We start from the raw sequence: 25,108 nt of genomic DNA, 5'->3' as shown, positions 1-25,108 counted from the left end.
CGTGAGAAGAGGGCGGCACCCGATCGGGGGTGCCGCCCTCTTTCGCGTTCAGCCCAGGTTCAGGCTGCGCAGGACCAGGCCCGTCGCCGGCTTCGGGCCGAACGACGTCGACTTGCGGGGCATGGTGACACCCTGGCGGGCCAGGTCCCGGACGAGCTCCTCGCGTACCGGATGCATCAGCACCGCCGTCGAACCGTTTCGCTCGGCCTGCTCCACGGCGGCGGCGGTGTCGTGGATGTACGCGATGTGCGCCGGGTCGTCCGGGATGCGCCACACCCGGTCGAGCAGCGCCGAGTGCAGGACCGTCGCGTCCAGGGTGCGCCAGCCGGCCGGGCGGTCCGCCGGGACCGTGCGGGCCAGCAGCGCCTCGTCCGGGCGGTCGACCAGATGGAAGCCCCCGTCGCCCGCGAGCAGGAAGGCGTTGCCCTCGGCGGCCGCCCCGGCCAGGGCATCCATCGCGTCCGGAAGCGGCCCCGCCACCTCCCGTATCCGGAACAGGCCGGTCAGCGCGGCCAGCGCGTCCGAGACCGGCAGCCCGTGCAGCAGGCGGTGGATGGCGCGGACCCGGAGCGGGTAGCGGGCGGTGTCCACCAGCAGCACGAGGCCGTAGTCCCAGGGGCCCGGGTCCGTGTGTTCCTGCTGGAGCCTGAGATAGGTGGCCCAGCGGTGGTGGCCGTCCGCGATCAGCGCCTGATGTCCGGCCAGATCCGCCTGGATCTCCGCGCGTTCGGCGGGATCGGTGACCGCCCACAGCCGGTGGCGGAAGCCGTCCTCCGTGGTCGTGCAGAGCAGCGGCTCGCGCTCCACGGTCCGCTCGACCACCGCGGTCGCCCCCGTCGCCGTGTCCTCGTCGCCCCGGTACGTCAGCAGCAGCGGTTCCAGATGGGCGGCGGTGGCGCGCATCAGATCCGCCCGGTCCTCGACCACATGCGCCATGACGTCCTCGTGCGGAAGCACCACGCCCTCGGCAGGACCGGAGAGGGCGAGGGAGCCGACGACGCCCCGTTGCAGGATTTCGTCGGAGCGCTGCTCGTACACGTACAGGGCGGGCTCGGGGTCCGGGGCGAGAACGCCCTCGGCGAGCCAGTCGTCCAGGGTGGCGGCGGCCCGGGCGTTGCGGGCGGCGACCGTGCCGGCCTGCGGCAGGATCAGCCGGACGATGTTGTGCGGGTCCGCCGACTCCAGGTGCAGCAGCCCGTCCGGCCGCACGACCACGTCGTACGGGGGAGAGGTCACCGCCGCGAGGCTGCCGACCCGCTCGGGGACGTAGCGCAGGCCGCGGAACGGAAGCAGACGCAGTCCCTGGTCCGGCGTGCCTCGTGAGTTCATCCACGCATCGTATGTGGGGTGCACGGATGCGCGATGATCGGGGGAGAAGCAGTCGAAGAGGAGCGCGGAACATGAGCACGAGCAGGACCAGGCCGAGCGGCAGCAGTACCGCGCTGAGCGAGGCGTACGACACGGCGCTGCTCGACCTCGACGGTGTCGTGTACGCGGGCGGGCAGGCGATCGACCACGCCGTCGAGGCGCTCGGCACCGCCCGCGACGGCGGGATGCACCTGGCGTACGTCACCAACAACGCGCTGCGCACCCCGGCCGTCGTGGCCGCGCACCTCACCGAGCTGGGCATCCCGGCCGAGCCCGCCGACGTGATCACCTCGGCGCAGGCCGTGGCCCGGCTGGTCGCCGACCAGCTGCCCGCCGGGGCCCGGGTCCTGGTCATCGGCGGCGAGGGACTGCGCGTCGCGCTGCGGGAACGCGGCCTCGAACCCGTCGAGTCGGCCGACGACGACCCGGTCGCGGTGGTCCAGGGATACGGCGGCCCGGACCTGGCGTGGGGCCGGTTCGCGGAGGCTTCGTACGCGATCAACCGCGGGCTGCCCTGGTTCGCGTCCAACACCGACCTGACGATCCCGGGCGCGCGCGGGATCGCGCCGGGCAACGGGGCGGCCGTCGAGGTCGTCCGGATCGCCACCGGCGCCGAGCCCCAGGTCGCCGGGAAGCCGCTCCCGCCGATGCACCGCGAGACCGTGCTGCGCACCGGCGCGGAACGGCCGCTGGTGGTCGGCGACCGGCTCGACACCGACATCGAGGGGGCGTTCAACGGCGGCGTCGACTCGCTGCTCGTGCTCACCGGGGTGACGGACGCGGCCCAGCTGGTGACCGCCGTGCCCGAGCACCGGCCGACGTACATCGACGCGGATCTGCGCGGGCTGCTCACCGGACAGCCCGAGGTGACCGAGGCCGGCGGGGGATTCCGCTGCGGCGGCTGGACGGCCTCCGCCGGGGGCGGTGCGCTCGTGCTGGAGGGCGACGGGGACCCGCTCGACGGGCTGCGGGCGCTGTGCGCGGCGGCCTGGTCGCACGCCGGGGACGGGGCCTGTGACCTGGACGCGGACAAGGCCGTGGCCCGGCTGGGGCGGTGAGGCCGGGCCCCGGGTCCGCGAGGCTGGGTAGGCTAACCTAACCGGGTGTTGGTTGAAAGCCCCCCGGATTCCAGTTCCGGCCCGATAGCCGCGCCGGACAAGGCCGCCGCTCCCCGCAGATGTCATGCGGCGAGAGCGGCGGGGCTCCTGGTGGCCGTGGCCGTCCTCGTCCTCGTGTGTCTCGCGTCCATCGGGATCGGCGCCAAGGCGCTGCCGCTCGCCGACGTGTGGCACGGCCTGTTCCACTACGCGGGCAGCGGCGACGACGTCCTCGTACGCAAGGTCCGCGTCCCGCGCACGGTGCTGGGGCTCCTCGTGGGCGTCGCGCTCGGCCTCGCCGGGGCGGTGATGCAGGCGCTGACCCGTAACCCGCTCGCCGAGCCGGGCATCCTCGGTGTCAACGCGGGGGCCTCGGCCGCCGTCGTCTCCGCGATCAGCTTCTTCGGCGTGACCTCGCTGACCGGCTATGTGTGGTTCGCTTTCGCGGGCGCCGCGATCGTGTCGGTGGCCGTGTACTTCCTCGGCGGAAGCCGCTCCTCCACCCCGGTGCGGCTCGCGCTCGCCGGGACGGCCGTCACCGCCGCGCTGTACGGGTACGTCAACGCCGTACAGCTGCTGGACTCGGCGGCGCTGGACCGGCTGCGGTTCTGGACGGTCGGCTCGCTGGCCTCCGCGAACACGGAGACCGTCGGCAAGGTGTGGCCGTTCACCGCGGCGGGCGTCCTGCTGACCGTGTTCATCGCGCGCCCGCTCAACGCCCTGGAGATGGGTGACGACACGGCCAGGTCACTGGGCGCGAACCTGACCCGGACCCGGGTGCTCGCGATGCTCGCGGTGACACTGCTCTGCGGGGCGGCGACCGCCGCGTGCGGGCCGATCGTCTTCATCGGGCTGATGATCCCGCACCTGGTGCGCACCCTCACCGGCCCCGACCTGCGATGGATTCTGCCGTACGCGGCGGTGCTCTCCCCGGTGCTGCTGCTCGGCGCGGACGTGGTCGGCCGGGTGATCGCCCGCCCCTCGGAGCTCCAGGTCGGCATCGTCACCGCGCTCATCGGCGGGCCCGTCTTCATCTACCTCGTACGACGCAAGAGGATGTCCCAGCTGTGAAGGCCACGACCACGAAGGAGACGGCGCGCGCCGGCCGTCCGGTACGGGCCGTGCGGACGGCCGGCGGCTACTCGTTCCGGATGAACGTGCGGGCGGCCCTGGTCGTCCTGCTCCTGGCCGTCGTGGCGGCGGGCGCCGCGGTCGTTCTCATCGGCAGCGGCGACTTCTCGATGACCCCCGGCGAGGTCCTGACCACGCTCTTCGGCCACGGCACCTTCCAGCAGGAGTTCATCGTCACCGACCTGCGGCTGCCCCGGGTGCTCGTCGGACTGCTCGTCGGCGGGGCGCTCGGCGTCGGGGGCGCCGTTTTCCAGACCCTCTCCCGCAACCCGCTCGGCAGCCCGGACGTGCTCGGCTTCGGGCAGGGCGCCACGGTCGGCGCGCTCACCGTGATCGTCCTCTTCCAGGGCGGCGCGCAGGAGGTCGCGGCCGGTGCGGTCGTCGGCGGCCTGCTCACCGGTCTCGCCGTCTACCTGCTGGCGTGGAAGCGCGGGGTGCACGGCTTCCGGCTGGTCCTGGTGGGGATCGGGGCGGCGGCCATGCTGACCGCCGCGACGCAGTACCTGATCACCAAGGCGAACCTGGTCGACGCGACGCGTGCCGTCGTCTGGATGACCGGCTCGCTCGACGGCCGCGACTGGGCGCAGGTCTGGCCGCTGCTGGTCGTCTGCGCCGTGCTGCTCCCGCTGGTGTACGGGCACGGGCCGGCCCTGCGCGTCATGGAGATGGGCGACGACGCGGCGTACGCGCTCGGGGTACGGGTGGAACGCACCCGCCTCCTCCTCATGGGCGCCGCCGTGCTGCTCGTCGCCGTCGCCACGGCCGCCGCCGGGCCGATCGCCTTCGTCTCGCTGAGCGCCCCGCAGCTGGCGCGCCGGCTGACCCGGTCCACCGGGCCGAATCTGGTGGCCGCGACGTTCATGGGGGCGGCGCTGCTGCTCGTGGCCGACTGGATCGCGCTCGACGCGTTCGGCGACCGCCAGCTGCCGGTGGGGGTGGTCACCGGGGTGCTCGGCGGCTGCTATCTCGTGTGGCTGCTGGTGACCGAGCGCAAGGCGGGGCGCATATGAAAGCCCGCTTTCCCGCCGCCTCTTCCCAACCGTCCGACAGCCGACCGTCCGACCCCCGGAGTACGACCATGCAGCGCCTCACCGCGGACTCGGTGACCCTCGGATACGACCAGCGGGTCATCGCGGAGAACCTTTCGGTCGGGATACCCGACCACTCGTTCACCGTGATCGTCGGCCCGAACGCCTGCGGCAAGTCGACGCTGCTGCGGGCGCTCTCCCGGATGCTGAGGCCGAGCCGGGGCCGGGTGCTGCTCGACGGGCAGTCGATCCACGGGCTGCCCGCGAAGAAGGTCGCCAAGACGCTGGGCCTGCTGCCGCAGTCCTCGATCGCGCCGGAGGGCATCACGGTCGCGGACCTCGTGGCGCGGGGGCGCTACCCGCACCAGGGGCTGCTGCGGCAGTGGTCGCCGGAGGACGAGCGGGTCGTCCAGGAGTCGATGGCGTCCACGGGCGTCGGCGAGCTGGCCGATCGCTATGTCGACGAATTGTCCGGCGGTCAGCGCCAGCGGGTCTGGATCGCGATGGCCCTCGCCCAGCAGACGCCGCTGCTGCTCCTCGACGAGCCGACGACGTACCTCGACATCCAGCACCAGATCGATGTGCTGGACCTGTGCGCCGAGCTGCACGAGACCCAGGGGCGGACACTGGTGGCCGTCCTGCACGACCTGAACCACGCGGCGCGGTACGCGACGCATCTGATCGCGATGCGCGGTGGGGAGATCGTCGCGGAGGGGGCGCCGGGGGAGATCGTCACCGCGGAGCTGGTGGAGCGGGTGTTCGGGCTGCGGTGCCAGGTGATTCCGGACCCGGAGACGGGGACGCCGTTGGTCGTACCCGCTGCGCGGGTGCGCGGGGCGCACGGGGCCTTCGAAAAGACGTCCTCAAGCGCCGGACGGGCTTGAGTGTGCCGCTAGAGCAGTGATTTGAGTTTGAGCAGGTCTCTGAAGCCCGCCTCCAGGCGGACCCGGCCCGAGGCCCACGCCTTCGCGAAGTTCAGGTCGCCGTCGACCATGGCGACCAGGTCGTCGCCGGTCATCGCGAGGCGGATCTCGGCCTTTTCGCGCGGTGGACCCGCCAGCGTGTCCAGGACCCGGATGCGGCCGCCGGAGAGGCGGCCGGTGAACGTGAGGTCCAGGTCCCGGATGTGGCAGCTCAGCGAGCGGTCCAGGTCGGCGGCGCGGCGCACGTCGCCGTCGGCCCCCGCGAGGTTGTCGGAAAGTCTGTCGAGTGCGCTGCGGCACTCCGCCATGGTCGCCATCGTGATCGACGTTACCCCAGTGCTTCGCGGTAGCGTTTCCGCATGAGCGACCCGATGCCCGAGCCCGAGACGGACACCCCGCCGGAGCCGGCCGAGCCCGCGGGGCCGGCGCCCCTCGGAGTCGTACGGACGCCCACCGGCAGCGCCGAGGTGGACGGTCTCCTTGAGCGGCTGGCCGACGCCGACCACCTCGCGGCGGACGGACACACCGAGGTGTACGAGGATGTACACCGGGGCCTGCGCGAGGCGCTGAGCGCGCTGGACGCCGGGCCCGCCCCCGCACCGGGACCACCCGTACCGGTGCCCCCGTACAACCACAGGAGCTGAACCGAACGTGGCAGGAGTCGCCCGTCGCCGTCTCGACGCCGAGCTGGTACGCCGCAAGCTGGCCCGGTCGCGCGAGCACGCCGGACAGCTGATCGCGGCGGGCCGGGTGACCGTCGGCGGCAACACCGCGACCAAATCGGCCACCCAGGTCGAGACCAGCGCCGCCCTCGTGGTCACCAAGGACGACAGCGACCCCGACTACGTCTCGCGCGGCGGCCACAAGCTGGCCGGCGCCCTCGCCGCCTTCGTCCCGCTCGGCCTTGAGGTCGAGGGCCGCCGGGCGCTGGACGCGGGCGCGTCCACCGGTGGGTTCACCGATGTGCTGCTGCGCGCCGGGGCGGCGCAGGTCGTCGCCGTGGACGTCGGCTACGGGCAGCTCGCCTGGTCGCTCCAGTCCGACGAGCGCGTCGTCGTCAAGGACCGCACCAACGTCCGGGAACTGACCCTGGAGGCCATCGACGGCGAACCGGCCGACCTGGTGGTGGGCGACCTGTCGTTCATCCCGCTCGGGCTCGTGATGCCGGCCCTGGTCCGCTGCACGGCCCCCGGCGCCGACCTGGTGCTCATGGTCAAACCGCAGTTCGAGGTCGGCAAGGAACGGCTCGGCAGCGGCGGGGTGGTGCGCAGCCCCGAGCTGCGCGCCGAGGCGGTACGGGAAGTGGCGCGCCGGGCGTGGGCGCTGGGTCTGGGGGTGCGGGGCGTGACCGCGAGCCCGCTGCCGGGGCCCTCCGGGAACGTCGAGTACTTTCTGTGGCTGCGGGCCGGAGCACCGGAACTCGATCCCGCGGATGTCGACCGTGCAGTGGCGGAGGGGCCCCGTTGACGACGCATGAGGCACGAACAGTCTTTCTTCTCGCGCACACCGGCCGCCCGGCCGCGATCCGCAGCGCCGAGCTCGTCGTGCAGGGGCTGCTGCGCAACGGCCTGGGGGTGCGGGTCCTCGCCACCGAGGCGGCCGATCTGCCGCTGCCCCCGTCGGTGGAGACGGTCACCGATGCCACGCCCGAGGTGCTCAACGGCTGCGAGCTGCTGATCGTCCTCGGTGGCGACGGGACGCTGCTGCGCGGCGCCGAACTCTCCCGCGCCTCCGGCGTGCCCATGCTCGGCGTCAACCTCGGCCGGGTCGGCTTCCTCGCCGAGGCCGAGCGCGACGACCTCGACCAGGTCGTCGAGCGGGTCGTCACCCGGGCGTACACGGTCGAGGAGCGCATGACGATCGACGTCCTGGTGCACAGCAACGGGGACGTCGTCCACACCGACTGGGCGCTCAACGAGGCGGCCGTGCAGAAGGTGTCGCCCGAGCGGATGCTCGAAGTCGTCCTGGAGATCGACGGCCGCCCGGTGACCGGGTTCGGCTGCGACGGCATCGTGTGCGCGACGCCCACCGGCTCGACCGCGTACGCCTTCTCGGCCGGCGGGCCCGTCGTCTGGCCGGAGGTCGAGGCGCTGCTGATGGTCCCGATCAGCGCCCACGCCCTGTTCGCCAAGCCGCTTGTGACCTCGCCCACCTCGGTGCTCGCCGTCGAGGTCCAGCCGCACACCCCGCACGGGGTGCTGTGGTGCGACGGGCGCAGGACCGTCGAACTGCCCTCCGGGGCCCGGGTCGAGGTGCGGCGCGGTGCCGTGCCCGTCCGGCTGGCCCGGCTGCACCGGGCGTCGTTCACGGACCGCCTCGTCGCCAAATTCGCGCTGCCCGTCTCGGGATGGCGGGGCGCGCCCCACTGACCCGCCCGTGTGCACGCGGGCCGGGAAACCTCGTATGGTCATGTCCGTGTTGGAGGAGATGCGGATACGGTCGCTCGGGGTCATCGACGACGCGGTGGTGGAGCTGTCACCCGGTTTCACCGCGGTGACGGGTGAGACCGGCGCCGGCAAGACCATGGTCGTCACCAGCCTGGGGCTGCTGCTCGGCGGGCGCGCCGACCCCGCCCTGGTGCGGATCGGCGCCAAGGCCGCGGTGGTCGAGGGCCGGATCACGGTGGCCGGCGGCGACGCGGTGGCGCTGCGTGCCGAGGAGGCCGGGGCCGAGATCGAGGACGGGGCGCTGCTCATCAGCCGCACCGTCTCCGCCGAAGGGCGCTCCCGGGCGCACCTCGGCGGCAGATCCGTGCCCGTGGGCGTGCTGGCCGAGCTGGCCGACGAACTCGTCGCCGTGCACGGCCAGACCGACCAGCAGGGCCTGCTCAAGCCCGCCCGGCAGCGCCAGGCCCTCGACCGGTACGCGGGCGACGGCGTCGCCGTGCCGCTCGCCAAGTACGCGGCGGCCTACCGGCGGCTGCGGGACGTCGCGGCGGAGCTGGACGAGCTGACGACGCGCGCCCGCGAACGCGCCCAGGAGGCCGACCTGCTGCGCTTCGGGCTGAACGAGATCGCCGCCGTCGAACCCCTGCCCGGGGAGGACACCGAGCTGGCCGCCGAGGCCCAGCGGCTCGGCCACGCCGACGCGCTCGCCTCCGCCGCCGCCCTCGCGCACACCGCGCTGGCCGGCAACCCGGAGGACCCGGAGGCCCTGGACGCCACGACCGTGGTGGCCGCCGCCCGGCAGGCCCTCGACGGGGTGCGCTCGCACGACCCGGCGCTCGCCTCGCTCGCGGACCGGGTCGGCGAGATCTCCATCCTGCTCGCCGACGTCTCGGGTGAACTCTCCGGTTACGCGGACCAGCTGGACGCCGACCCGTTGCGGCTCGCCGCCGTCGAGGAGCGGCGCGCCGCGCTCACCGCCCTCACCCGCAAGTACGGGGAGGACATCACCGCCGTACTCGCCTGGGCGCAGGAGGGCGCGGACCGGCTCACGGAGCTGGAGGGCGACGACGACCGGATCGGGGAGCTGACCGCCGAGCGGGACGCGCTGCGCACCGAACTCTCGGGCCTCGGGCAGGCGTTGACCGACGCCCGGACGGCCGCCGCCGCGTCCTTCGCGGAGGCGGTGACCGAGGAGCTGGCGTCCCTGGCCATGCCGCACGCCCGGGTGTCCTTCGACATCCGGCAGACCGAGGCACCGGACGAGGCGTCCGGCATCGAGATCGGCGGCCGCGATGTGGCCTACGGCCCGTCCGGCGCCGACGAGGTCGAACTGCTCCTCGCCCCGCACCCCGGCGCCCAGCCCCGGCCCATCGCCAAGGGCGCCTCGGGCGGCGAGCTGTCCCGGGTGATGCTCGCGGTCGAGGTGGTCTTCGCGGGCTCCGACCCGGTGCCCACGTATCTCTTCGACGAGGTCGACGCGGGCGTCGGCGGCAAGGCGGCCGTCGAGGTCGGGCGGCGGCTCGCGAAGCTGGCGAAGTCCGCCCAGGTCGTCGTCGTCACGCACCTGCCGCAGGTGGCCGCGTTCGCCGACCGGCAGCTGCTGGTCGAGAAGACCGTGGACGGCTCGGTGACCAGCAGCGGGGTCACCGTCCTGGAGGGCGAGGACCGGGTGCGGGAGCTGTCCCGGATGCTCGCGGGCCAGGAGGACTCCGAGACGGCCCGCGCCCACGCCGAGGAACTGCTCGCCACGGCCCGCGCGAACGGATAGTCGTCACGGCCGGGGCGCGTCCGTGCGCCCCGGCCGTCACGCCCGCCGTACAGGTGTCGTGATGCCGTACACACTTTCACCCGTGCGGGTGGTGTCGGCCGTCCGATTTGTCGTGGTGGGCCCCGGAGTTACGGTTCCGTCGTGCCGGAACGTGCGTACGGAACTGGCATCCTTGGCGATGTTCGTACCCCCGACTCGGGAGCCCCGGGAGCCAATCGACGTGTCACAGCTGCGCACGGTCCAGGTACTCGGCGGCGGCAGTGCCGGCAGCAGCACGCACGCCGGCTCGCTGGCCGCCGGGCTGGTCGCCCGGGGCGTGCGGGTCACCGTCTGTGCGCCCGCCGGACTGGACCGCGTCCACGACTTCGCCGCCACCGGCGCCCACTTCGCGCCCGTGCCCCGGCGCAGCGACCCGGCGGCCGTCGCCGCCCTGCGCGCCGCCTGCGCCGACGCGGACGTCGTCCACGCACACGGACTGCACGCCGCCGTGCGGGCCGCCCTGGCGATCGGCCGCAGGCCCGTCCCACTGGTCGTCACCTGGCACACCCGGGCCCACGCCGAAGGAGCCCGCCGCCGGCTGCTGCACCTCCTGGAGCGCAGGGCCGTCCGAGCGGCGGCCGTCGTGCTCGCCACCTCGTCCGACCTGGTCGACCGGGCGCGCGCCCGGGGCGCCCGAGACGCCCGGCTCGCGCCCGTCGCCGCCCCCCGGACCCCGCGCCCGGCCGGACCGCCCGCCGCCAAGGTCCGCGCCGAACTGGGCGCGGTGGAGCGGCCGTTGATCGTGGCGCTCGGCACGCTCGTACCGCATCACGGCTACGACACGCTGCTCGACGCGGCTGCCCTGTGGCGGCTGCTCGACCCCGTACCACTGGTGGCCGTCGTCGGCGAGGGGCGGGAGCGGGCGGCGCTGCGGCGGCGGATCACGGCCGAGGGCCTGCCCGTCGAACTGCTCGGCGACCGGTCCGACGCCGCCGCCCTGCTGGCCGCCGCCGACGTCGCCGTCCTGCCCAGCCGCTGGGAGTCCCGCTCGACCTCCGCCCAGCAGGCGCTACGGGCCGGGGTGCCGCTGGTCGCCACGGCGGTCGGCGGCACGCCCGAACTCGTGGGGGACGCCGCCGTCCTGGTGCCGTACGCGGACGGCGAGGCGCTGGCCGCCGAGGTGGCCCGGCTGCTCGGCGACCCGGCCGAGCGGGACCGGCTGGCCGCCGATGGCCTGCGGCAGGCGGCGAGTTGGCCGACCGAGGACGACACGGTGGCCCAGGTGCTCGCCGTGTACGACGAGCTGGCCCAGCCGCCGGCCCGCTGAGGAGGGTGCATGAACGAGGAAACACAGGGGTACGGGGACGAGGGCATCGCGGTCGGCGAGCTGCCCGGCCCGCTCGTCTCCGTGGGCTGGCTCGCCGCGCGCATCGGCGCCCCCGGGCTGCGGGTGTTCGACGCGTCGGTCGGCGTGCACCGGGGGAGCGGGACGCGGATCGCGGGGGCCGGGGTCTTCGACATCGACGGCGCGCTCTCCGACCCCGCGGCGCCGGTGCCGCACACCATGCCGGACGCCGCCCGGTTCACCGAGGAGATGCGGGCGCTCGGCCTCGACGACACGGACACCGTCATCGTGTACGACGCGGCCGGGATCTACTCCAGCGCCCGGGCCTGGTGGATGCTCCGGGCCATGGGCTTCGACCGGGCCGCCGTCCTGGACGGGGGCCTGCCCGCCTGGACCGCCGCCGGACTGCCCGTCACCGAGGGCGCGCCCGGACCGGCCGCCGGGCGCGGGGACTTCACGGCCCGGCCCCGGCCCGGGCTCCTCACCGGCGCCGGTGAGGTGGCCCGGGCGCTGGCCGACCCGGACGCGGCGGTGCTCGACGCCAGGACCCGGGGGCGGTTCGAGGGCACGGAGCCCGAGCCGCGGGCCGGGCTGCGCGGCGGCCATATGCCGGGGGCCGTCAGCCTGCCGTTCGGCCGGCTTCAGGACGAGGGGCGGATGCGGGCCCCCGACGAGCTGCGCGCGGCGTTCGCCGGTGCGGCGGGTGACCGCGAGCGGCTGTACTTCAGCTGCGGGTCCGGGGTGACCGCCTGCGTCCTCGCGCTGGGGGCCGAGCTGGCCGGATACCGGGACCTGACGGTGTACGACGGATCGTGGAGCGAGTGGGGGCTGCCGGTGGCGGACCCGGCGGACCGGCCCGTCGTGACGGGCCCGTAGGGCGACGGGCCGGTCCGCGTCCGTCAGCCCACGTACGCCCCGCTCGCCGTCAGGCGCAGGGCCGTGTCGATCAGCGGGACATGGCTGAACGCCTGCGGGAAGTTGCCCACCTGGCGCTGGAGCCGGGCGTCCCACTCCTCGGCCAGCAGGCCCAGGTCGTTGCGGAGGGACAGCAGCCGTTCGAACAGCCGGCGCGCCTCGTCCACCCGGCCGATCATCGCGAGGTCGTCCGCCAGCCAGAACGAGCAGGCCAGGAACGCGCCCTCGTCGCCCTCCAGGCCGTCCACCCCCGCGTCGTCGCCCGCGGTCGGGTAGCGCAGGACGAAGCCGTCCTCCGTGGCCAGCTCCCGCTGGATCGCCTCGATGGTGCCGATGACCCGCTTGTCGTCGGGGGGCAGGAAGCCCATCTGCGGGATGAGCAGCAGCGAGGCGTCCAGCTCCTTCGACCCGTAGGACTGGGTGAAGGTGTTGCGCTCGGGGTCGTAACCCCGCTCGCAGACGTCCCGGTGGATCTCGTCGCGCAGCTCGTGCAGCCGCTCGACCGGGCCCTCCGCGTCGCCGGACTCGATGAGCTTGATGGTCCGGTCGACCGCGACCCAGGCCATCACCTTGGAGTGCACGAAGTGGCGGCGCGGCCCGCGCACCTCCCAGATGCCCTCGTCCGGCTCGTTCCAGTGCTTCTCCAGGTACTCGATCAGCTTGAGCTGGAGCCCGGTGGCGTAGTCGTTGCGGGCCAGGCCCGTCATGTGCGCCAGGTGCAGCGCCTCGGTGACCTCGCCGTAGACGTCCAGCTGGAGCTGGCCCGCGGCGCCGTTGCCGACCCGGACCGGGGCGGAGCCCTCGTAACCAGGCAGCCACTCCAGCTCCGCCTCGCCCAGCTCCCGTTCGCCCGCGATCCCGTACATGATCTGGAGGTTCTCCGGGTCGCCGGCCACCGCGCGCAGCAGCCACTCGCGCCAGGCGCGGGCCTCCTCGCGGTAGCCGGTGCGCAGCAGCGAGGAGAGGGTGATCGCGGCGTCGCGCAGCCAGGTGTAGCGGTAGTCCCAGTTCCGGGAGCCGCCGATGTCCTCGGGCAGCGAGGTGGTCGGCGCGGCGACGATGCCGCCGGTCGGCGCGTACGTCAGGGCCTTCAGCGTGATCAGCGAGCGGACCACGGCCTCGCGGTAGGGGCCGTGGTACGTGCACTGTTCGACCCACTCGCGCCAGAAGTCCGCGGTCGCCTCCAGCGAGCCGTCCGGGTCCGGGAGCGCGGGCGGCTCGTGGTGCGAGGGCTGCCAGCTGATGGTGAACGCGATCCGGTCACCGGGGGAGACGGTGAAGTCGGAGTACGTCGTCAGGTTCTCGCCATAGGTGTCGGCGGGGGTGTCCAGCCACACCGAGTCCGGGCCCGCGACGGCGACCGTACGTGAGTCCACCTTGTGCACCCAGGGGGTGACGCGGCCGTAGCTGAACCGCATCCGCAGCTCCGAGCGCATCGGCACCCGGCCGCTGACGCCCTCCACGATCCGGATCAGCTGCGGTGCGCCGTCGCGCGGCGGCATGAAGTCGGTCACTCTGACCGTGCCGCGCGGCGTGTCCCACTCCGATTCGAGGATGAGGGAGTCCCCGCGATAGCGGCGGCGGTCGGCCGCGGGCGGCTCCGTGCCCTCGGGGCGGGCCGGCCCCAGTCGCCAGAAGCCGTGTTCCTCGGTGCCCAGCAGGCCCGCGAAAATGGCGTGTGAATCGAAGCGGGGCAGGCAAAGCCAGTCGGCTGTGCCGTCCCGGCAGACCAGGGCTGCGGTCTGCATGTCTCCGATGAGTGCGTAATCCTCGATGCGCCCGGCCACGTGCATCTCCAGTCGAACGGCCATGTCGCCCCGTGGGGCGCTTACTGCGGGTCAAGAGGTTGTCGCAAGGGGTTGTGGTGGGGGGACCTGCGAACTTTCGGCCTCGCCCGAGCGAGGGTCCGAGCAGGATACGACGCAGCCGGGTGATCCGCGCGACCCTCTTGCAACCGGAGTGGTCGGATTGAGCAAGGTGCGAGAGGCATATGCGGCTCGCGCCGCGCTCGCGGACCGGTGGCCGGAAGCAGTCTCCCCCTGTCGCTGATACCCTGGTAGCCCGTGGACCGGTGGTCGTCGGCGAGAGCGGACGAGGCCCCCGAACCGCAGCGACGGCATCTCCGGAATCTTCCGGACGGCAAGCCGGTACGCACCTCATGATCGCGACCACGGGAGCCCCCTTTGGCTATGCAGCCCACATCCACGACGACCAAGCACATCTTCGTCACCGGGGGTGTCGCCTCTTCCCTCGGCAAGGGTCTGACTGCCTCCAGCCTCGGCGCCCTGCTCAAGGCGCGCGGCCTCCGGGTCACCATGCAGAAGCTCGACCCGTACCTGAACGTCGACCCCGGCACGATGAACCCGTTCCAGCACGGCGAGGTCTTCGTGACCAACGACGGCGCGGAGACGGACCTCGACATCGGCCACTACGAGCGCTTCCTCGACGTCGACCTCGACGGCTCGGCCAACGTCACCACCGGCCAGGTCTACTCGCAGGTCATCGCCAAGGAGCGGCGCGGCGAGTACCTGGGCGACACCGTGCAGGTCATCCCGCACATCACCAACGAGATCAAGCACCGCATCCGCCGCATGGCCACCGACGACGTCGACGTGGTCATCACCGAGGTCGGCGGCACCGTCGGCGACATCGAGTCGCTGCCGTTCCTGGAGACCGTCCGCCAGGTCCGCCACGAGGTCGGCCGGGACAACGTCTTCGTCGTGCACATCTCGCTGCTGCCCTACATCGGCCCCTCCGGCGAGCTGAAGACCAAGCCCACCCAGCACTCCGTGGCCGCCCTGCGCAACATCGGTATTCAGCCGGATGCGATCGTGCTGCGCGCCGACCGCGACGTGCCGACCGCCATCAAGCGCAAGATCTCGCTGATGTGCGACGTGGACGAGGCCGCCGTGGTGGCCTGCGTGGACGCCAAGTCGATCTACGACATCCCCAAGGTGCTGCACACCGAGGGCCTGGACGCCTACGTCGTGCGCAAGCTCGACCTGCCGTTCCGGGACGTCGACTGGACCACCTGGGACGACCTGCTGGACCGCGTCCACAACCCCGACCACGAGGTCACCGTCGCCCTGGTCGGCAAGTACATCGACCTGCCCGACGCCTACCTCTCGGTCACCGAGGCCATCCGGGCCGGCGGCTTCGCCAACAGGGCCCGGGTCAAGGTCGAGTGGGTCGCGTCCGACGACTGCAAGACCCCGGCCGGCGCGCAGCAGGCCCTGGCCGGTGTCGACGCGATCTGCATCCCCGGCGGCTTCGGCGAGCGCGGTGTCGTCGGCAAGGTCGGCGCGATCCAGTACGCCCGCGAGAACAAGGTGCCGCTGCTCGGCCTCTGCCTGGGCCTCCAGTGCATCGTGATCGAGGCGGCCCGCAACCTCGCCGAGATCCCCGACGCCAACTCCACCGAGTTCGACGCCGCGACCTCGCACCCGGTCATCTCGACCATGGAGGAGCAGCTCGCGTACGTCGAGGGCGCCGGTGACCTGGGCGGCACCATGCGGCTGGGCCTGTACCCGGCGAAGCTCGCCGAGGGCTCGCTGGTCCGCGAGGCGTACGAGGACCAGCCGTACGTGGAGGAGCGCCACCGCCACCGCTACGAGGTCAACAACGCCTACCGCGCCGAGCTGGAGAAGAAGGCCGGCCTGGTCTTCTCGGGCACCTCGCCGGACAACAAGCTGGTCGAGTACGTCGAGTACCCGCGCGAGGTCCACCCGTACCTCGTCGCCACCCAGGCGCACCCGGAGCTGCGCTCCCGGCCGACCCGCCCGCACCCGCTCTTCGCCGGCCTGGTGAAGGCCGCCGTCGCCCGCAGGACGGGCGCCGCGGCCGGGGGCGAGCAGGGCAAGTAGGCGGTACCTCCGCAGGCGTTACGGTTGACCGGGGCGCGCGTCCGAACAGGGACGCGGGCCCCGGTCACCGTTTTTCGTGGGAGGACGCAGATGGGTTTCCAGGACACGCCCGAGGAATGGCGGGTCACCGCGAGCGCGACCCCGTTCCGGGGGAAGAAGACCGGCGTCCGGTCCGACGACGTCGAGATGCCCGACGGTACGGTCGCGCACCGCGACTACCAGGTGCACCCCGGCTCGGTCGCCGTGCTCGCGCTGGACGATGAGGGCCGCGTCCTCGTCCTGCGCCAGTACCGCCACCCGGTCCGCCACAAGCTGTGGGAGCTCCCCGCCGGGCTGCTCGACGTGCCCGGCGAGAACCCGCTGCACGCCGCGCAGCGCGAGCTGTACGAGGAGGCGCACGTCAAGGCCGAGGACTGGCGGGTGCTCACCGACATCTACACCTCGCCCGGCGGCTCCGACGAGGCCGTACGCGTCTTCCTCGCCCGGGACGTCTCCGAGGCGGAGGGCGAGCGCTTCGAGGTCGCCGAGGAGGAGGCCGACATGGAGCTGGCCCGGGTGCCGCTCCAGGACCTCGTACGCAAGGTGCTCGCCGGTGAGCTGCACAACAGCTGCCTGGTCGTGGGCGTGCTCGCACTCACCGCGGCCCTCGCGGGCGACGGCGTCGACGCGCTGCGCCCCGCCGAGGCGCCCTGGCCGGCCCGCCCCTTCGAAGCCTGACGAACCGTCTGAAACCGTGCGGGGCGGTCGATGGGGCCGCCCGTACGGTCACTCCCGCGCACCCTCCGATCGTAAAAACTGCTGATCCGATCGGGGGATGCCCGGGTCGTGCTCCCCCTTCTCCGGCCATCTGCCTGAACTACGCTTCGAATGCCCTGACCGGAGTCCCGCAGGGCGACGCGTGCAGCGAAGTGGAGCGTGGCCCGTGACGGATCAGGCGGTGGACACCAGCGGCCCGGCCGAGGCAGCGGGGACCGAGGAGCCGCCCGCCCCCGAACCGGCCCGTTTCTTCGGCCGCGAACGCGAGTTGAAGGAACTGCGCGACGACATCGAGCGCGCCGGACTCGACACGATGGCCGGCCGCCGCAGCGCCCGCGCCCGGGTCCTCCTGATCGCCGGACGCCCCGGCTCCGGCCGCACCGCGCTCGCCTCCGAACTCGCCCGCCGGCTCCTCGGAACCGGCGACTACCCCGACGGGCTGCTCCACGTCCGGCTCGCCGAGACCGGCGGCGGCCCGGTCCCTCCGGAGCGCGCCGCCCGCGACCTCCTCGGCCGGCTCGGCCTGACCGGACCGCCCGGCGCCGACGCCGACGAGCTGACCGAGATGGTCCGCGAGGCCCTGGCCGTCCGCCGGGTGCTGCTCCTCCTGGACGACGCGGCCGACGCCGAACAGGTCGACCCGCTCCTCCCCGACAACCCGGACTGCCTCGTCGTCGCCACGTCCGAGGGCCCGCTCACCGGCATCCCCGGCGTCCGGCCCTGCACCATCGGCGGCCTGGACGCGGGCTCCGCCGTCCAGCTCCTCGGCCGCTCCACCGGCCAGGTCAGGATCACCGTCGACCCGCTGACCGCCCAGACCGTGGCCGAGGAGTGCGGCGGGCAGCCGGCCGCCCTGGTCCTCATCGGCGGCTGGCTCGCCGCCCGCCCGACCGCCTCGGTGGCCGACGCCGGGCGGCAGCTGCGCGAGCTGCCGGACGACCCCGAACTGCCCGCCGGGACACGCCCGCTGACCCGCGCCTTCCGCCTCGTCCACGACTCGCTGCCAGCCACCCCCGCCCGGATACTGCGACTGCTCTCGCTCGCCCCAGGCGGTCTCGCCGACGCCCACACCGCCTCCGCGCTGGCCGGCTGCTCCGTCTCGGCCGCCCGGACCACCCTGGACGACTTCGTGACCCTCGGCCTGCTGCGCCGCGAGGGCACCGGCGAACCGCAGTACGAGGTCCCGGGCTGCCTCGCCGGGCTGCTGCGGGCGCTCCTTGAGGACCGGGACCGCCCCGCCGAGATCCAGCTCGCCCGGGCCAGGATGCTGGAGCGCACCGTGCGCCTGCTCCAGTCCTGCCGCGCCGTCACGGACCCCGAGGGCTCGCCGTCCCGCCGCAAGCTGGCCGGCCTCCCGCGCACCCTGCGCTTCCCGGACCCGGAGACCGCCGCCGGCTGGCTGCGCGCCCGCAGGCCCGCCCTGCTCGCCGCCGCCCGGGTCGCCGTCGAGGACGGGGAGCTGGACACGCTGGCTCGCCGCCTGGTCGCCGCGCTGGTGCGGGCGCTCGCCGCGCACGAGGGCACCGACGCCGCCGCCCCCGACCTCTACGCCCTGCACGGTCTGGTGCTGGCCGTCGCCGAGCGGCGCGACCTGCCCCGCGAACGGGCGGCGGCCCTGCTCAACCTGGCCGACCTGGACGCCGGGACCGGCCGCACCCGCGAGGCGCTGGCCCGCTACCGGGACGCGCTGGACGCCGGCCGGGCCGCGAAGGACCCGTACGCCACCGGGCGGGCCATGGAGTCCGTGGGCGGCGCCTACGCGGAGCTGGGCGACTACCACCGGGCCTCCGACTGGTACGGGCGGGCGCTCGCCCAGCGCCTCACCCAGGGCGAGGCGGCCGACGCGGCGCGCCTGTACGGGCGGCTCGGCACCGTCCACGCCTACGCCGGGCGGTACGGCGAGGCGCTGCGGGACTGGCGGGCCGCCGCGGCGGGCCACCGCAGGCTCGGCGACCTCGCGGCCCAGGCGCGGGCGCTCAGCGAGATGGCCCGGGTCCAGGAGTACGCGGGCCGGCCGCGGGAGTCGCTGCGCACCTGCCGGGAGGCGGTGGAGTGGGCGCGGCGGGCCGGGGACGTACGCCTTCAGGCGGCGCTGGAGCTGCGGCTGGCGGACACCCTGGACCGGCTCGGTGACCCCGCGGCGGCGGGGCTGCACCGGGGCGCGGCCGACAGATTGCTGGGCGAAGCGGGTGCGACCTGCGAAACCAATAGCGCTTCCATGGAAAAATAATGCTTTGCAAGGCTAGACAGCGAGAAGTCCTTCATTAGACTGGCTGTACCGCGGCCGTTCGCGGTGCCTTCACATGTGATGCATCCACCCTGTTTGCATTGCTGTGCCCGGATTATCCTCTGAGCCAAGGACCGTGATCGACATGAAGGTCGGCATCCCCCGCGAAGTCAAGAACAACGAGTTCCGCGTGGCGATCACGCCTGCCGGTGTGCATGAGCTCGTCCGCCACGGCCACCAGGTCGTCGTCGAGCGGAACGCCGGAGCGGGCTCCTCCATCACGGACGAGGAGTACGTCGCGGCCGGGGCGGAGATCCTGCCCACCGCCGACGAGGTCTGGGCCGCCGCCGACCTGCTGCTCAAGGTCAAGGAGCCGGTCGCCGAGGAGTACCACCGCCTCCGCAAGGGCCAGACCCTCTTCACGTACCTGCATCTCGCGGCCTCCCGCGAGTGCACCGACGCGCTCCTGGAGTCGGGCACCACCGCCATCGCGTACGAGACCGTCGAGACGGCCAACCGCGCGCTGCCGCTGCTCGCCCCGATGTCCGAGGTCGCGGGCCGGCTGGCCCCGCAGGTCGGCGCGTACCACCTGATGCGCTCGGCCGGCGGCCGCGGCGTGCTGCCGGGCGGCGTCCCCGGTACGGCGGCCGGCCGTGCCGTCGTCATCGGCGGCGGTGTCTCCGGCTGGAACGCCACCCAGATCGCCGTGGGCCTCGGCTTCCACGTCACGCTGCTCGACAAGGACATCAACAAGCTCCGCGAGGCGGACAAGGTCTTCGGCACCAAGGTGCAGACCGTCGTCTCCAACGCCTTCGAACTGGAGAAGGCCGTGGTCGAGGCCGACCTGGTCGTCGGTGCCGTGCTGATCCCCGGCGCCAAGGCCCCGAAGCTGGTCACCAACGAGCTCGTCGCCAAGATGAAGCCCGGAAGTGTACTTGTCGACATTGCAATTGATCAGGGCGGCTGCTTCGAGGACTCGCACCCCACGACGCACGCCGAGCCGACCTTCCGGGTCCACGACTCGGTTTTTTACTGCGTCGCGAACATGCCCGGCGCGGTGCCCAACACCTCCACGTACGCCCTCACCAACGCGACGCTGCCCTACATCGTGGAGCTCGCCAACCGGGGCTGGGCCGAGGCGCTGCGCCGGGACGCCGCGCTCGCCAAGGGCCTCAACACCCATGACGGACAGGTCGTTTACCGCGAGGTGGCCGAAGCGCACGGCCTCGACCACATCGACCTGAACACGCTCATCGGCTGACCCGGGTCAACCGCTTCGTCAACTCCGTGCGTCCGGCCGGACCTTGTCGTCAAGGTCCGGCCGGACGCATGCCGGGGCCGCGCGCGCCCCGGGCAACTCGTCTTGAACGTAACCATTTAACCGTTTCGTACACTCGGGAAAAGTGTGCAGCGAGGGGTGCGCGCCCTTGACAGCGGGGCGTTCGATTGCCGACACAACGGGCCGGGTCCGGCGGATTGTGTTGCTGCGGACAGGGGACACGCCATAGAGTCGCCAATCGTCGGCATGGTGCCACGCTGACCTATCGATAAGTTTCCTGGTCACGTCCAAGGAGGTAAGACGACTTGTGAATGAGTCGACAATTACTCCCGGGGGTGTTCAACCAGGGATGCCTGCACGGGGCCAGAGCCCGAACGGGCTGGAGGCTGTCGGCTCCGTCGCTGTCCGCACCTTCTCCACCCACCAGCACATGACGACAGCCCCCCAGATGATGGACGGCCTACACGTGAACGCCATGGCCGGCAACGAGAGTGGCCGGGACACCGCCCCCCTCGCCGACTTCGCCGAGACGCCTCAGGCGCATTTCTACGACCCCGACGCCGAGTACGAGCCCGACCCGGAATACGCGGCCACGCTCGCACCGGACGCCGCCCGGCAGCGCCGCGAGCGGATCGGCCCGACCGGCCGCCCCCTGCCCTACTTCCCGATCCCGGGCCCGCTGACCGACCACGGCCCCGCGAAGATCATCGCGATGTGCAACCAGAAGGGCGGCGTCGGCAAGACCACGTCGACCATCAACCTGGGCGCCGCGCTCGCCGAGTACGGACGGCGCGTCCTGCTGGTCGACTTCGACCCGCAGGGTGCCCTCTCGGTCGGCCTCGGGGTCAACCCGATGGAGCTCGACCTCACCGTCTACAACCTGCTCATGGAGCGGGGCATGGCGGCCGACGAGGTCCTGCTGAAGACCGCGGTCCCCAACATGGACCTGCTCCCCAGCAACATCGACCTCTCCGCCGCCGAGGTGCAGCTCGTCAGCGAGGTGGCCCGCGAGTCGACGCTCCAGCGCGCCCTGAAGCCGCTGATGGCCGACTACGACTACATCGTGATCGACTGTCAGCCCTCGCTCGGTCTGCTCACGGTGAACGCGCTGACCGCCGCGCACAAGGTGATAGTCCCGCTCGAATGCGAGTTCTTCGCGCTGCGCGGGGTGGCCCTGCTCACCGAGACGATCGAGAAGGTCCAGGAGCGGCTCAACCCGGACCTGGAGCTCGACGGCATCCTCGCCACCATGTACGACTCCCGTACGGTGCACAGCCGCGAGGTCCTGGCACGGGTGGTCGAGGCGTTCGACGACCACGTCTACCACACGGTCATCGGGCGCACGGTCCGCTTCCCGGAGACCACGGTCGCCGGTGAGCCCATCACCACGTACGCCTCCAACTCGGTCGGTGCCGCCGCCTATCGCCAGCTCGCCAGGGAGGTGCTCGCCCGGTGTCACGCCGAGTGAGTCTGCCCGGGGCCGACGAACTGTTCCGTACGACCGGGGGGATGGGGCTCCAGTCCTCGTCGCCCGCGGAGCGGAGGCGCAAGGCGAACGGCGAGGCCCGGGTGCCGGCCCCGGCCGGTGAGAACGAACCCGGGGCCGAGGCGCCGGGGGAGACCGCCCCGGACCCCGGCACCGCGCCCGCCCGCCCGGAGCACGCGGCGGCCGGCGCCGAAGCGGGCGACTCGCGCAGCCGGTCCGCCGAGAGCGACCGGGTCGCCGTCGCCGCCCAGGCCGGCCGCCGCCCGCAGCAGCCCGCCGAACCGGCCCCGGCGCCCGTCGTGCAGCAGCAGCGCAGGCGCGGCGGCGGACGCGGTGCGAACCGGCGGCCCAGCGGCCGCGAGCGCCACGACGAGAAGATCACGGTCTACGTCTCCGCCGAGGAGCTGATGGACCTGGAGCACGCGCGCCTCGTCCTGCGCGGCGAGCACGGCCTCGCCGTGGACCGGGGCCGGATCGTCCGCGAGGCGGTCGCCGTCGTCCTGGCGGACCTGGAATCACGCGGCGACGCGAGCATCCTCGTACGCCGGCTGCGCGGCCGCTGACCGGTACGGCGCCGGTAGCCTCTGCCCGTACAGGCCGCCCGCCGCCGTATCCCGCCCCGCGCACCCTGGATCTCCATGCCGACACCCGACGAGCCCGCCCGCACCGCCCGCCGCCCTCTGGGGCGCGGGCCGGGGGCGGGGGACGTGCCCGTGGAGACACCGGCCCCGGCTGAGGCGCCCGTGCCGGAGGAGGCCGCCGAAGCGGCCCCCACCCCCGACGACGGCCGGTTCAAAGTACGGCTCGCGAACTTCGAGGGCCCCTTCGATCTGCTCCTCCAGCTCATCTCCAAGCACAAGCTGGATGTGACCGAGGTCGCCCTCTCCAAGGTCACCGACGAGTTCATGGCCCATATCCGGGCGATGGGCCCCGACTGGGACCTGGACCAGACGACCGAGTTCCTGGTGGTCGCCGCGACCCTGCTCGACCTGAAGGCCGCCCGGCTGCTCCCCGCCGCCGAGGTGGAGGACGAGGCGGACCTGGCGCTCCTGGAGGCCAGGGACCTGCTCTTCGCGCGGCTCCTCCAGTACCGCGCGTACAAGCGCGTCGCCGACATCTTCAGCGGCCGGCTCGAATCGGAGGCCCGCCGCTTCCCCCGTACCGTCGGCCTCGAACCGCACCACGCCGCGCTGCTGCCGGACGTCGTCATCAGCATCGGCGCCGAGGGCTTCGCCCGGCTGGCCGTGAAGGCGATGCAGCCGAAGCCGGCGCCGCAGGTGTACGTCGACCACATCCACGCCCCCCTGGTCAGCGTTCGGGAACAGGCGGGCATCGTGGTCGCCCGGGTCCGCGAGGCCGGCGAGATGAGCTTCCGGGCGCTGACCGAGGACGCCCCGGACACCCTTACCGTCGTCGCCCGCTTCCTCGCCCTGCTGGAGCTGTACCGGGAGAAGGCCGTCGCCCTGGACCAGGAGGTGGCGCTCGGCGAGCTGATGGTGCGCTGGGCCGGTGAGGCGGGCGCCGAGCCCGTCGTGACGGACGAGTTCGACCAGGAGGCCCCGGACGCCCCGGACGGCCCCGAGACCCCGGAGGACGAGACGCCATGAGCGAGCAGCAGCATCCCGACGGCTCCGCGGTCGCCGGCCTCGGCCTCAAGCCCGCCCTGGAGGCCGTCCTGATGGTCGTGGACGAGCCCGCCACCGAGGAACACCTGGCCAAGGTCCTTGAGCGCCCCCGGCGGGCCGTGGCCGCCGCGCTGCGGGAGCTGGCCGACGAGTACACCGCGCAGCGGCGCGGCTTCGACCTCCGGCTCGTCGCGGGCGGCTGGCGGTTCTACACCCGGCCCGAGTACGCGGCGGCGGTCGAGGGCTTCGTCCTGGACGGCCAGCACGCCCGGCTGACCCAGGCGGCCCTGGAGACCCTGGCGGTGGTCGCGTACCGGCAGCCGGTGAGCCGGTCGCGGGTCTCGGCGGTGCGCGGGGTGAACTGCGACGGGGTCATGCGGACCCTGCTCCAGAGGGGCCTGGTCGGGGAGGCGGGCACGGAACCCGAAACAGGTGCGATCCTGTACAGGACGACGAACTACTTTCTGGAGCGGATGGGCCTGCGTGGCCTGGATGAGCTCCCGGAGCTCGCGCCCTTCCTCCCCGAGGCGGACGCGATCGAGGCCGAGACGCCAGAGGGTGTGCCGTCGTTCGATCCGGACGCACCGGACACCCCGGAAACTCACGCAGACGACAAGACGGACTTTTGATGCGAAGCAGTGGCAGGAACAGCGGTAGCGGCGGCGGCAGGAGCGGCGGCAGCGGCGGGGGCAGGAGCGGCGGCAGCGGCGGGGGCAGGAGCGGCGGCAGCGGCGGGGGCCGGAGCGGCGGCAGCGGCGGGGGCCGGAGCGGCAGGAACAACAGCGGCACCGGCAGGAACAGCAACCCGAACGCGCGGACCCCCCGCTCGGAGCGCGAGGACCGCCGCAACGAGGAGCGCCCCCGCAAGCCCAGGCCCGAGGAGCGCCGCTACGACACGGGCTCCGACAAGCCCGGCGGCGACGGCGTCCGCAAGGGGCGCGGCGCGGCAGCCCGGGGCGGCGCCAAGGGCGGCCCGAAGAGCCCGCAGGGCGGCGGCGCGAAGGGCGGCGCCCGGCGCGGCCCGTACGGCGCCCCGGCGCGCCCGCGCGAGCTGGACGCCAAGATCGAACAGCGCAACCGCGACCGGTACGCGAACAAGCCCGAGATCAGGACCCCGAAGACGCACCCGGGCGCCGAGCAGGAGGGCGAGCGGCTGCAGAAGGTCCTGGCCCGGGCCGGCATGGGCTCGCGCCGCGCCTGCGAGGAGCTGATCGACCAGAGCAGGGTCGAGGTGAACGGCGAGATCGTCGTGGAGCAGGGCATGCGCGTCGACGTGCACAAGGACGAGATCAAGGTCGACGGGCTGACCGTCGCCACCCAGTCCTACCTGTTCTTCGCGCTGAACAAGCCGGCCGGCGTCGTCGCCTCCATGGAGGACCCGGACGGGCGCCAGTGCCTCGGCGACTACGTCACCAACCGCGAGACACGGCTCTTCCACGTCGGCCGGCTGGACACCGAGACCGAGGGCATCATCATGCTCACCAACCACGGCGAGCTGGCCCACCGTCTCACCCACCCCAGGTACGGCGTGAAGAAGACGTACCTGGCGGCCATCCAGGGCCCTCTCCCGCGCGACCTGGGCAAGCGGCTCAAGGACGGCATCCAGCTGGAGGACGGGTACGCCCGCGCCGACCACTTCCGCGTCGTGGAGAACACCGGCAAGAACTACCTGGTCGAGGTGACCCTGCACGAGGGCCGCAAGCACATCGTGCGCCGCATGCTGGCCGAGGCGGGCTTCCCCGTCGACCGGCTGGTGCGCACCGGCTTCGGCCCGATCGCGCTCGGCGACCAGAAGTCGGGCTGGCTGCGCCGGCTCACCAACACCGAGGTGGGCATGCTGATGCGCGAGGTCGGCCTGTAGCCCGTCCCCGTACACCCCGCTCGAAGGCCCGCGGCCGGTTCCCCGGAATTTTCCGGAGAGGAACCGGCCG

At 73.2% G+C, this 25,108-nt stretch carries 22 protein-coding genes; 19 read left to right on the top strand and 3 right to left on the bottom strand.

Annotated features, from left to right (window positions below; all coding sequences use genetic code 11):
* Window positions 1-48 precede the first annotated feature (48 nt).
* On the bottom strand, window positions 49-1,329 hold the full coding sequence (locus OG338_RS04675; protein WP_405936106.1) for a DUF1015 family protein: 1,281 nt from the start codon (window positions 1,327-1,329) through the stop codon (window positions 49-51).
* 71 nt (window positions 1,330-1,400) lie between these two features.
* On the opposite strand from OG338_RS04675, the gene OG338_RS04670 reads away from it, so the two are divergent.
* From OG338_RS04670 to OG338_RS04655, 4 genes are all read left to right on the top strand, one after another.
* Window positions 1,401-2,426, top strand: a complete 1,026-nt coding sequence (locus tag OG338_RS04670) for an HAD-IIA family hydrolase (protein ID WP_405936105.1) — start codon at window positions 1,401-1,403, stop codon at window positions 2,424-2,426.
* 150 nt (window positions 2,427-2,576) lie between these two features.
* Window positions 2,577-3,536: a FecCD family ABC transporter permease gene (locus OG338_RS04665; RefSeq protein WP_405936104.1), complete on the top strand. Its 960-nt coding sequence runs from the start codon at window positions 2,577-2,579 to the stop codon at window positions 3,534-3,536.
* On the top strand, window positions 3,533-4,606 hold the full coding sequence (locus tag OG338_RS04660) for a FecCD family ABC transporter permease (RefSeq protein ID WP_405936103.1): 1,074 nt from the start codon (window positions 3,533-3,535) through the stop codon (window positions 4,604-4,606). The genes OG338_RS04665 and OG338_RS04660 overlap by 4 nt, the downstream gene beginning before the upstream one ends.
* Before the next feature lie 68 nt (window positions 4,607-4,674).
* On the top strand, window positions 4,675-5,508 hold the full coding sequence (locus tag OG338_RS04655) for an ABC transporter ATP-binding protein (RefSeq protein WP_405936102.1): 834 nt from the start codon (window positions 4,675-4,677) through the stop codon (window positions 5,506-5,508).
* 8 nt (window positions 5,509-5,516) lie between these two features.
* On the opposite strand, the gene OG338_RS04650 is transcribed toward OG338_RS04655, so the two are convergent.
* Window positions 5,517-5,864, bottom strand: a complete 348-nt coding sequence (locus OG338_RS04650; RefSeq protein ID WP_405936101.1) for an SCP2 sterol-binding domain-containing protein — start codon at window positions 5,862-5,864, stop codon at window positions 5,517-5,519.
* 42 nt (window positions 5,865-5,906) lie between these two features.
* Here OG338_RS04650 and OG338_RS04645 point away from each other — a divergent pair, with 42 nt between their 5' ends.
* The 6 genes from OG338_RS04645 (at window position 5,907) to OG338_RS04620 (ending at window position 11,902) form a co-directional block, all read left to right on the top strand.
* Window positions 5,907-6,191, top strand: a complete 285-nt coding sequence (locus OG338_RS04645; protein WP_405936100.1) for a hypothetical protein — start codon at window positions 5,907-5,909, stop codon at window positions 6,189-6,191.
* 7 nt (window positions 6,192-6,198) lie between these two features.
* On the top strand, window positions 6,199-7,014 hold the full coding sequence (locus OG338_RS04640) for a TlyA family RNA methyltransferase (protein WP_405936099.1): 816 nt from the start codon (window positions 6,199-6,201) through the stop codon (window positions 7,012-7,014).
* The gene (locus OG338_RS04635; RefSeq protein WP_405936098.1) at window positions 7,011-7,916 is read left to right on the top strand and encodes an NAD kinase; all 906 of its coding nucleotides are present in this window, start codon (window positions 7,011-7,013) and stop codon (window positions 7,914-7,916) included. The genes OG338_RS04640 and OG338_RS04635 overlap by 4 nt, the downstream gene beginning before the upstream one ends.
* Before the next feature lie 40 nt (window positions 7,917-7,956).
* Entirely contained in the window at window positions 7,957-9,702 is a 1,746-nt protein-coding gene (gene recN, locus OG338_RS04630; RefSeq protein WP_405936097.1) for a DNA repair protein RecN, read from the top strand.
* A 220-nt stretch (window positions 9,703-9,922) separates the two neighbouring features.
* Window positions 9,923-11,008, top strand: coding sequence for a glycosyltransferase family 4 protein (locus OG338_RS04625; RefSeq protein WP_405936096.1), 1,086 nt, complete (start codon window positions 9,923-9,925; stop codon window positions 11,006-11,008).
* Between the two features lie 9 nt (window positions 11,009-11,017).
* A complete protein-coding gene (locus tag OG338_RS04620; RefSeq protein ID WP_405936095.1) occupies window positions 11,018-11,902 on the top strand; it encodes a sulfurtransferase in 885 nt (294 codons plus the stop codon).
* 23 nt (window positions 11,903-11,925) lie between these two features.
* Here OG338_RS04620 and OG338_RS04615 read toward each other — a convergent pair whose 3' ends face one another.
* A complete protein-coding gene (locus OG338_RS04615) occupies window positions 11,926-13,728 on the bottom strand; it encodes a glycoside hydrolase family 15 protein (RefSeq protein ID WP_405940317.1) in 1,803 nt (600 codons plus the stop codon).
* 402 nt (window positions 13,729-14,130) lie between these two features.
* Here OG338_RS04615 and OG338_RS04610 point away from each other — a divergent pair, with 402 nt between their 5' ends.
* The 9 genes from OG338_RS04610 (at window position 14,131) to OG338_RS04570 (ending at window position 25,038) form a co-directional block, all read left to right on the top strand.
* Window positions 14,131-15,804: a CTP synthase gene (locus OG338_RS04610; protein WP_405936094.1), complete on the top strand. Its 1,674-nt coding sequence runs from the start codon at window positions 14,131-14,133 to the stop codon at window positions 15,802-15,804.
* A 90-nt stretch (window positions 15,805-15,894) separates the two neighbouring features.
* Window positions 15,895-16,521, top strand: a complete 627-nt coding sequence (locus tag OG338_RS04605) for an NUDIX domain-containing protein (protein WP_405936093.1) — start codon at window positions 15,895-15,897, stop codon at window positions 16,519-16,521.
* Between the two features lie 205 nt (window positions 16,522-16,726).
* Window positions 16,727-18,790, top strand: a complete 2,064-nt coding sequence (locus OG338_RS04600) for a tetratricopeptide repeat protein (protein ID WP_405936092.1) — start codon at window positions 16,727-16,729, stop codon at window positions 18,788-18,790.
* A gap of 142 nt (window positions 18,791-18,932) precedes the next feature.
* Window positions 18,933-20,048, top strand: coding sequence for an alanine dehydrogenase (ald, locus tag OG338_RS04595; RefSeq protein WP_405936091.1), 1,116 nt, complete (start codon window positions 18,933-18,935; stop codon window positions 20,046-20,048).
* 367 nt (window positions 20,049-20,415) lie between these two features.
* Window positions 20,416-21,534, top strand: coding sequence for a ParA family protein (locus OG338_RS04590; RefSeq protein ID WP_328899509.1), 1,119 nt, complete (start codon window positions 20,416-20,418; stop codon window positions 21,532-21,534).
* Window positions 21,531-22,115, top strand: a complete 585-nt coding sequence (locus tag OG338_RS04585; RefSeq protein WP_405936090.1) for a hypothetical protein — start codon at window positions 21,531-21,533, stop codon at window positions 22,113-22,115. The genes OG338_RS04590 and OG338_RS04585 overlap by 4 nt, the downstream gene beginning before the upstream one ends.
* Window positions 22,116-22,190: 75 nt before the next feature.
* A complete protein-coding gene (locus OG338_RS04580; protein WP_405936089.1) occupies window positions 22,191-23,159 on the top strand; it encodes a segregation and condensation protein A in 969 nt (322 codons plus the stop codon).
* Entirely contained in the window at window positions 23,156-23,806 is a 651-nt protein-coding gene (gene scpB, locus OG338_RS04575; RefSeq protein ID WP_405936088.1) for an SMC-Scp complex subunit ScpB, read from the top strand. Before OG338_RS04580 ends, scpB begins: the two co-directional genes overlap by 4 nt.
* Entirely contained in the window at window positions 23,806-25,038 is a 1,233-nt protein-coding gene (locus OG338_RS04570; protein ID WP_405936087.1) for a pseudouridine synthase, read from the top strand. Before scpB ends, OG338_RS04570 begins: the two co-directional genes overlap by 1 nt.
* Window positions 25,039-25,108: the final 70 nt, after the last annotated feature.

This window comes from Streptomyces sp. NBC_00726 (genome assembly GCF_045161735.1).
GTDB lineage: Bacteria > Actinomycetota > Actinomycetes > Streptomycetales > Streptomycetaceae > Streptomyces.
The sequence above is the reverse complement of the archived record's forward strand: the minus strand, read 5'-3'. Positions and strand labels throughout refer to the sequence as shown.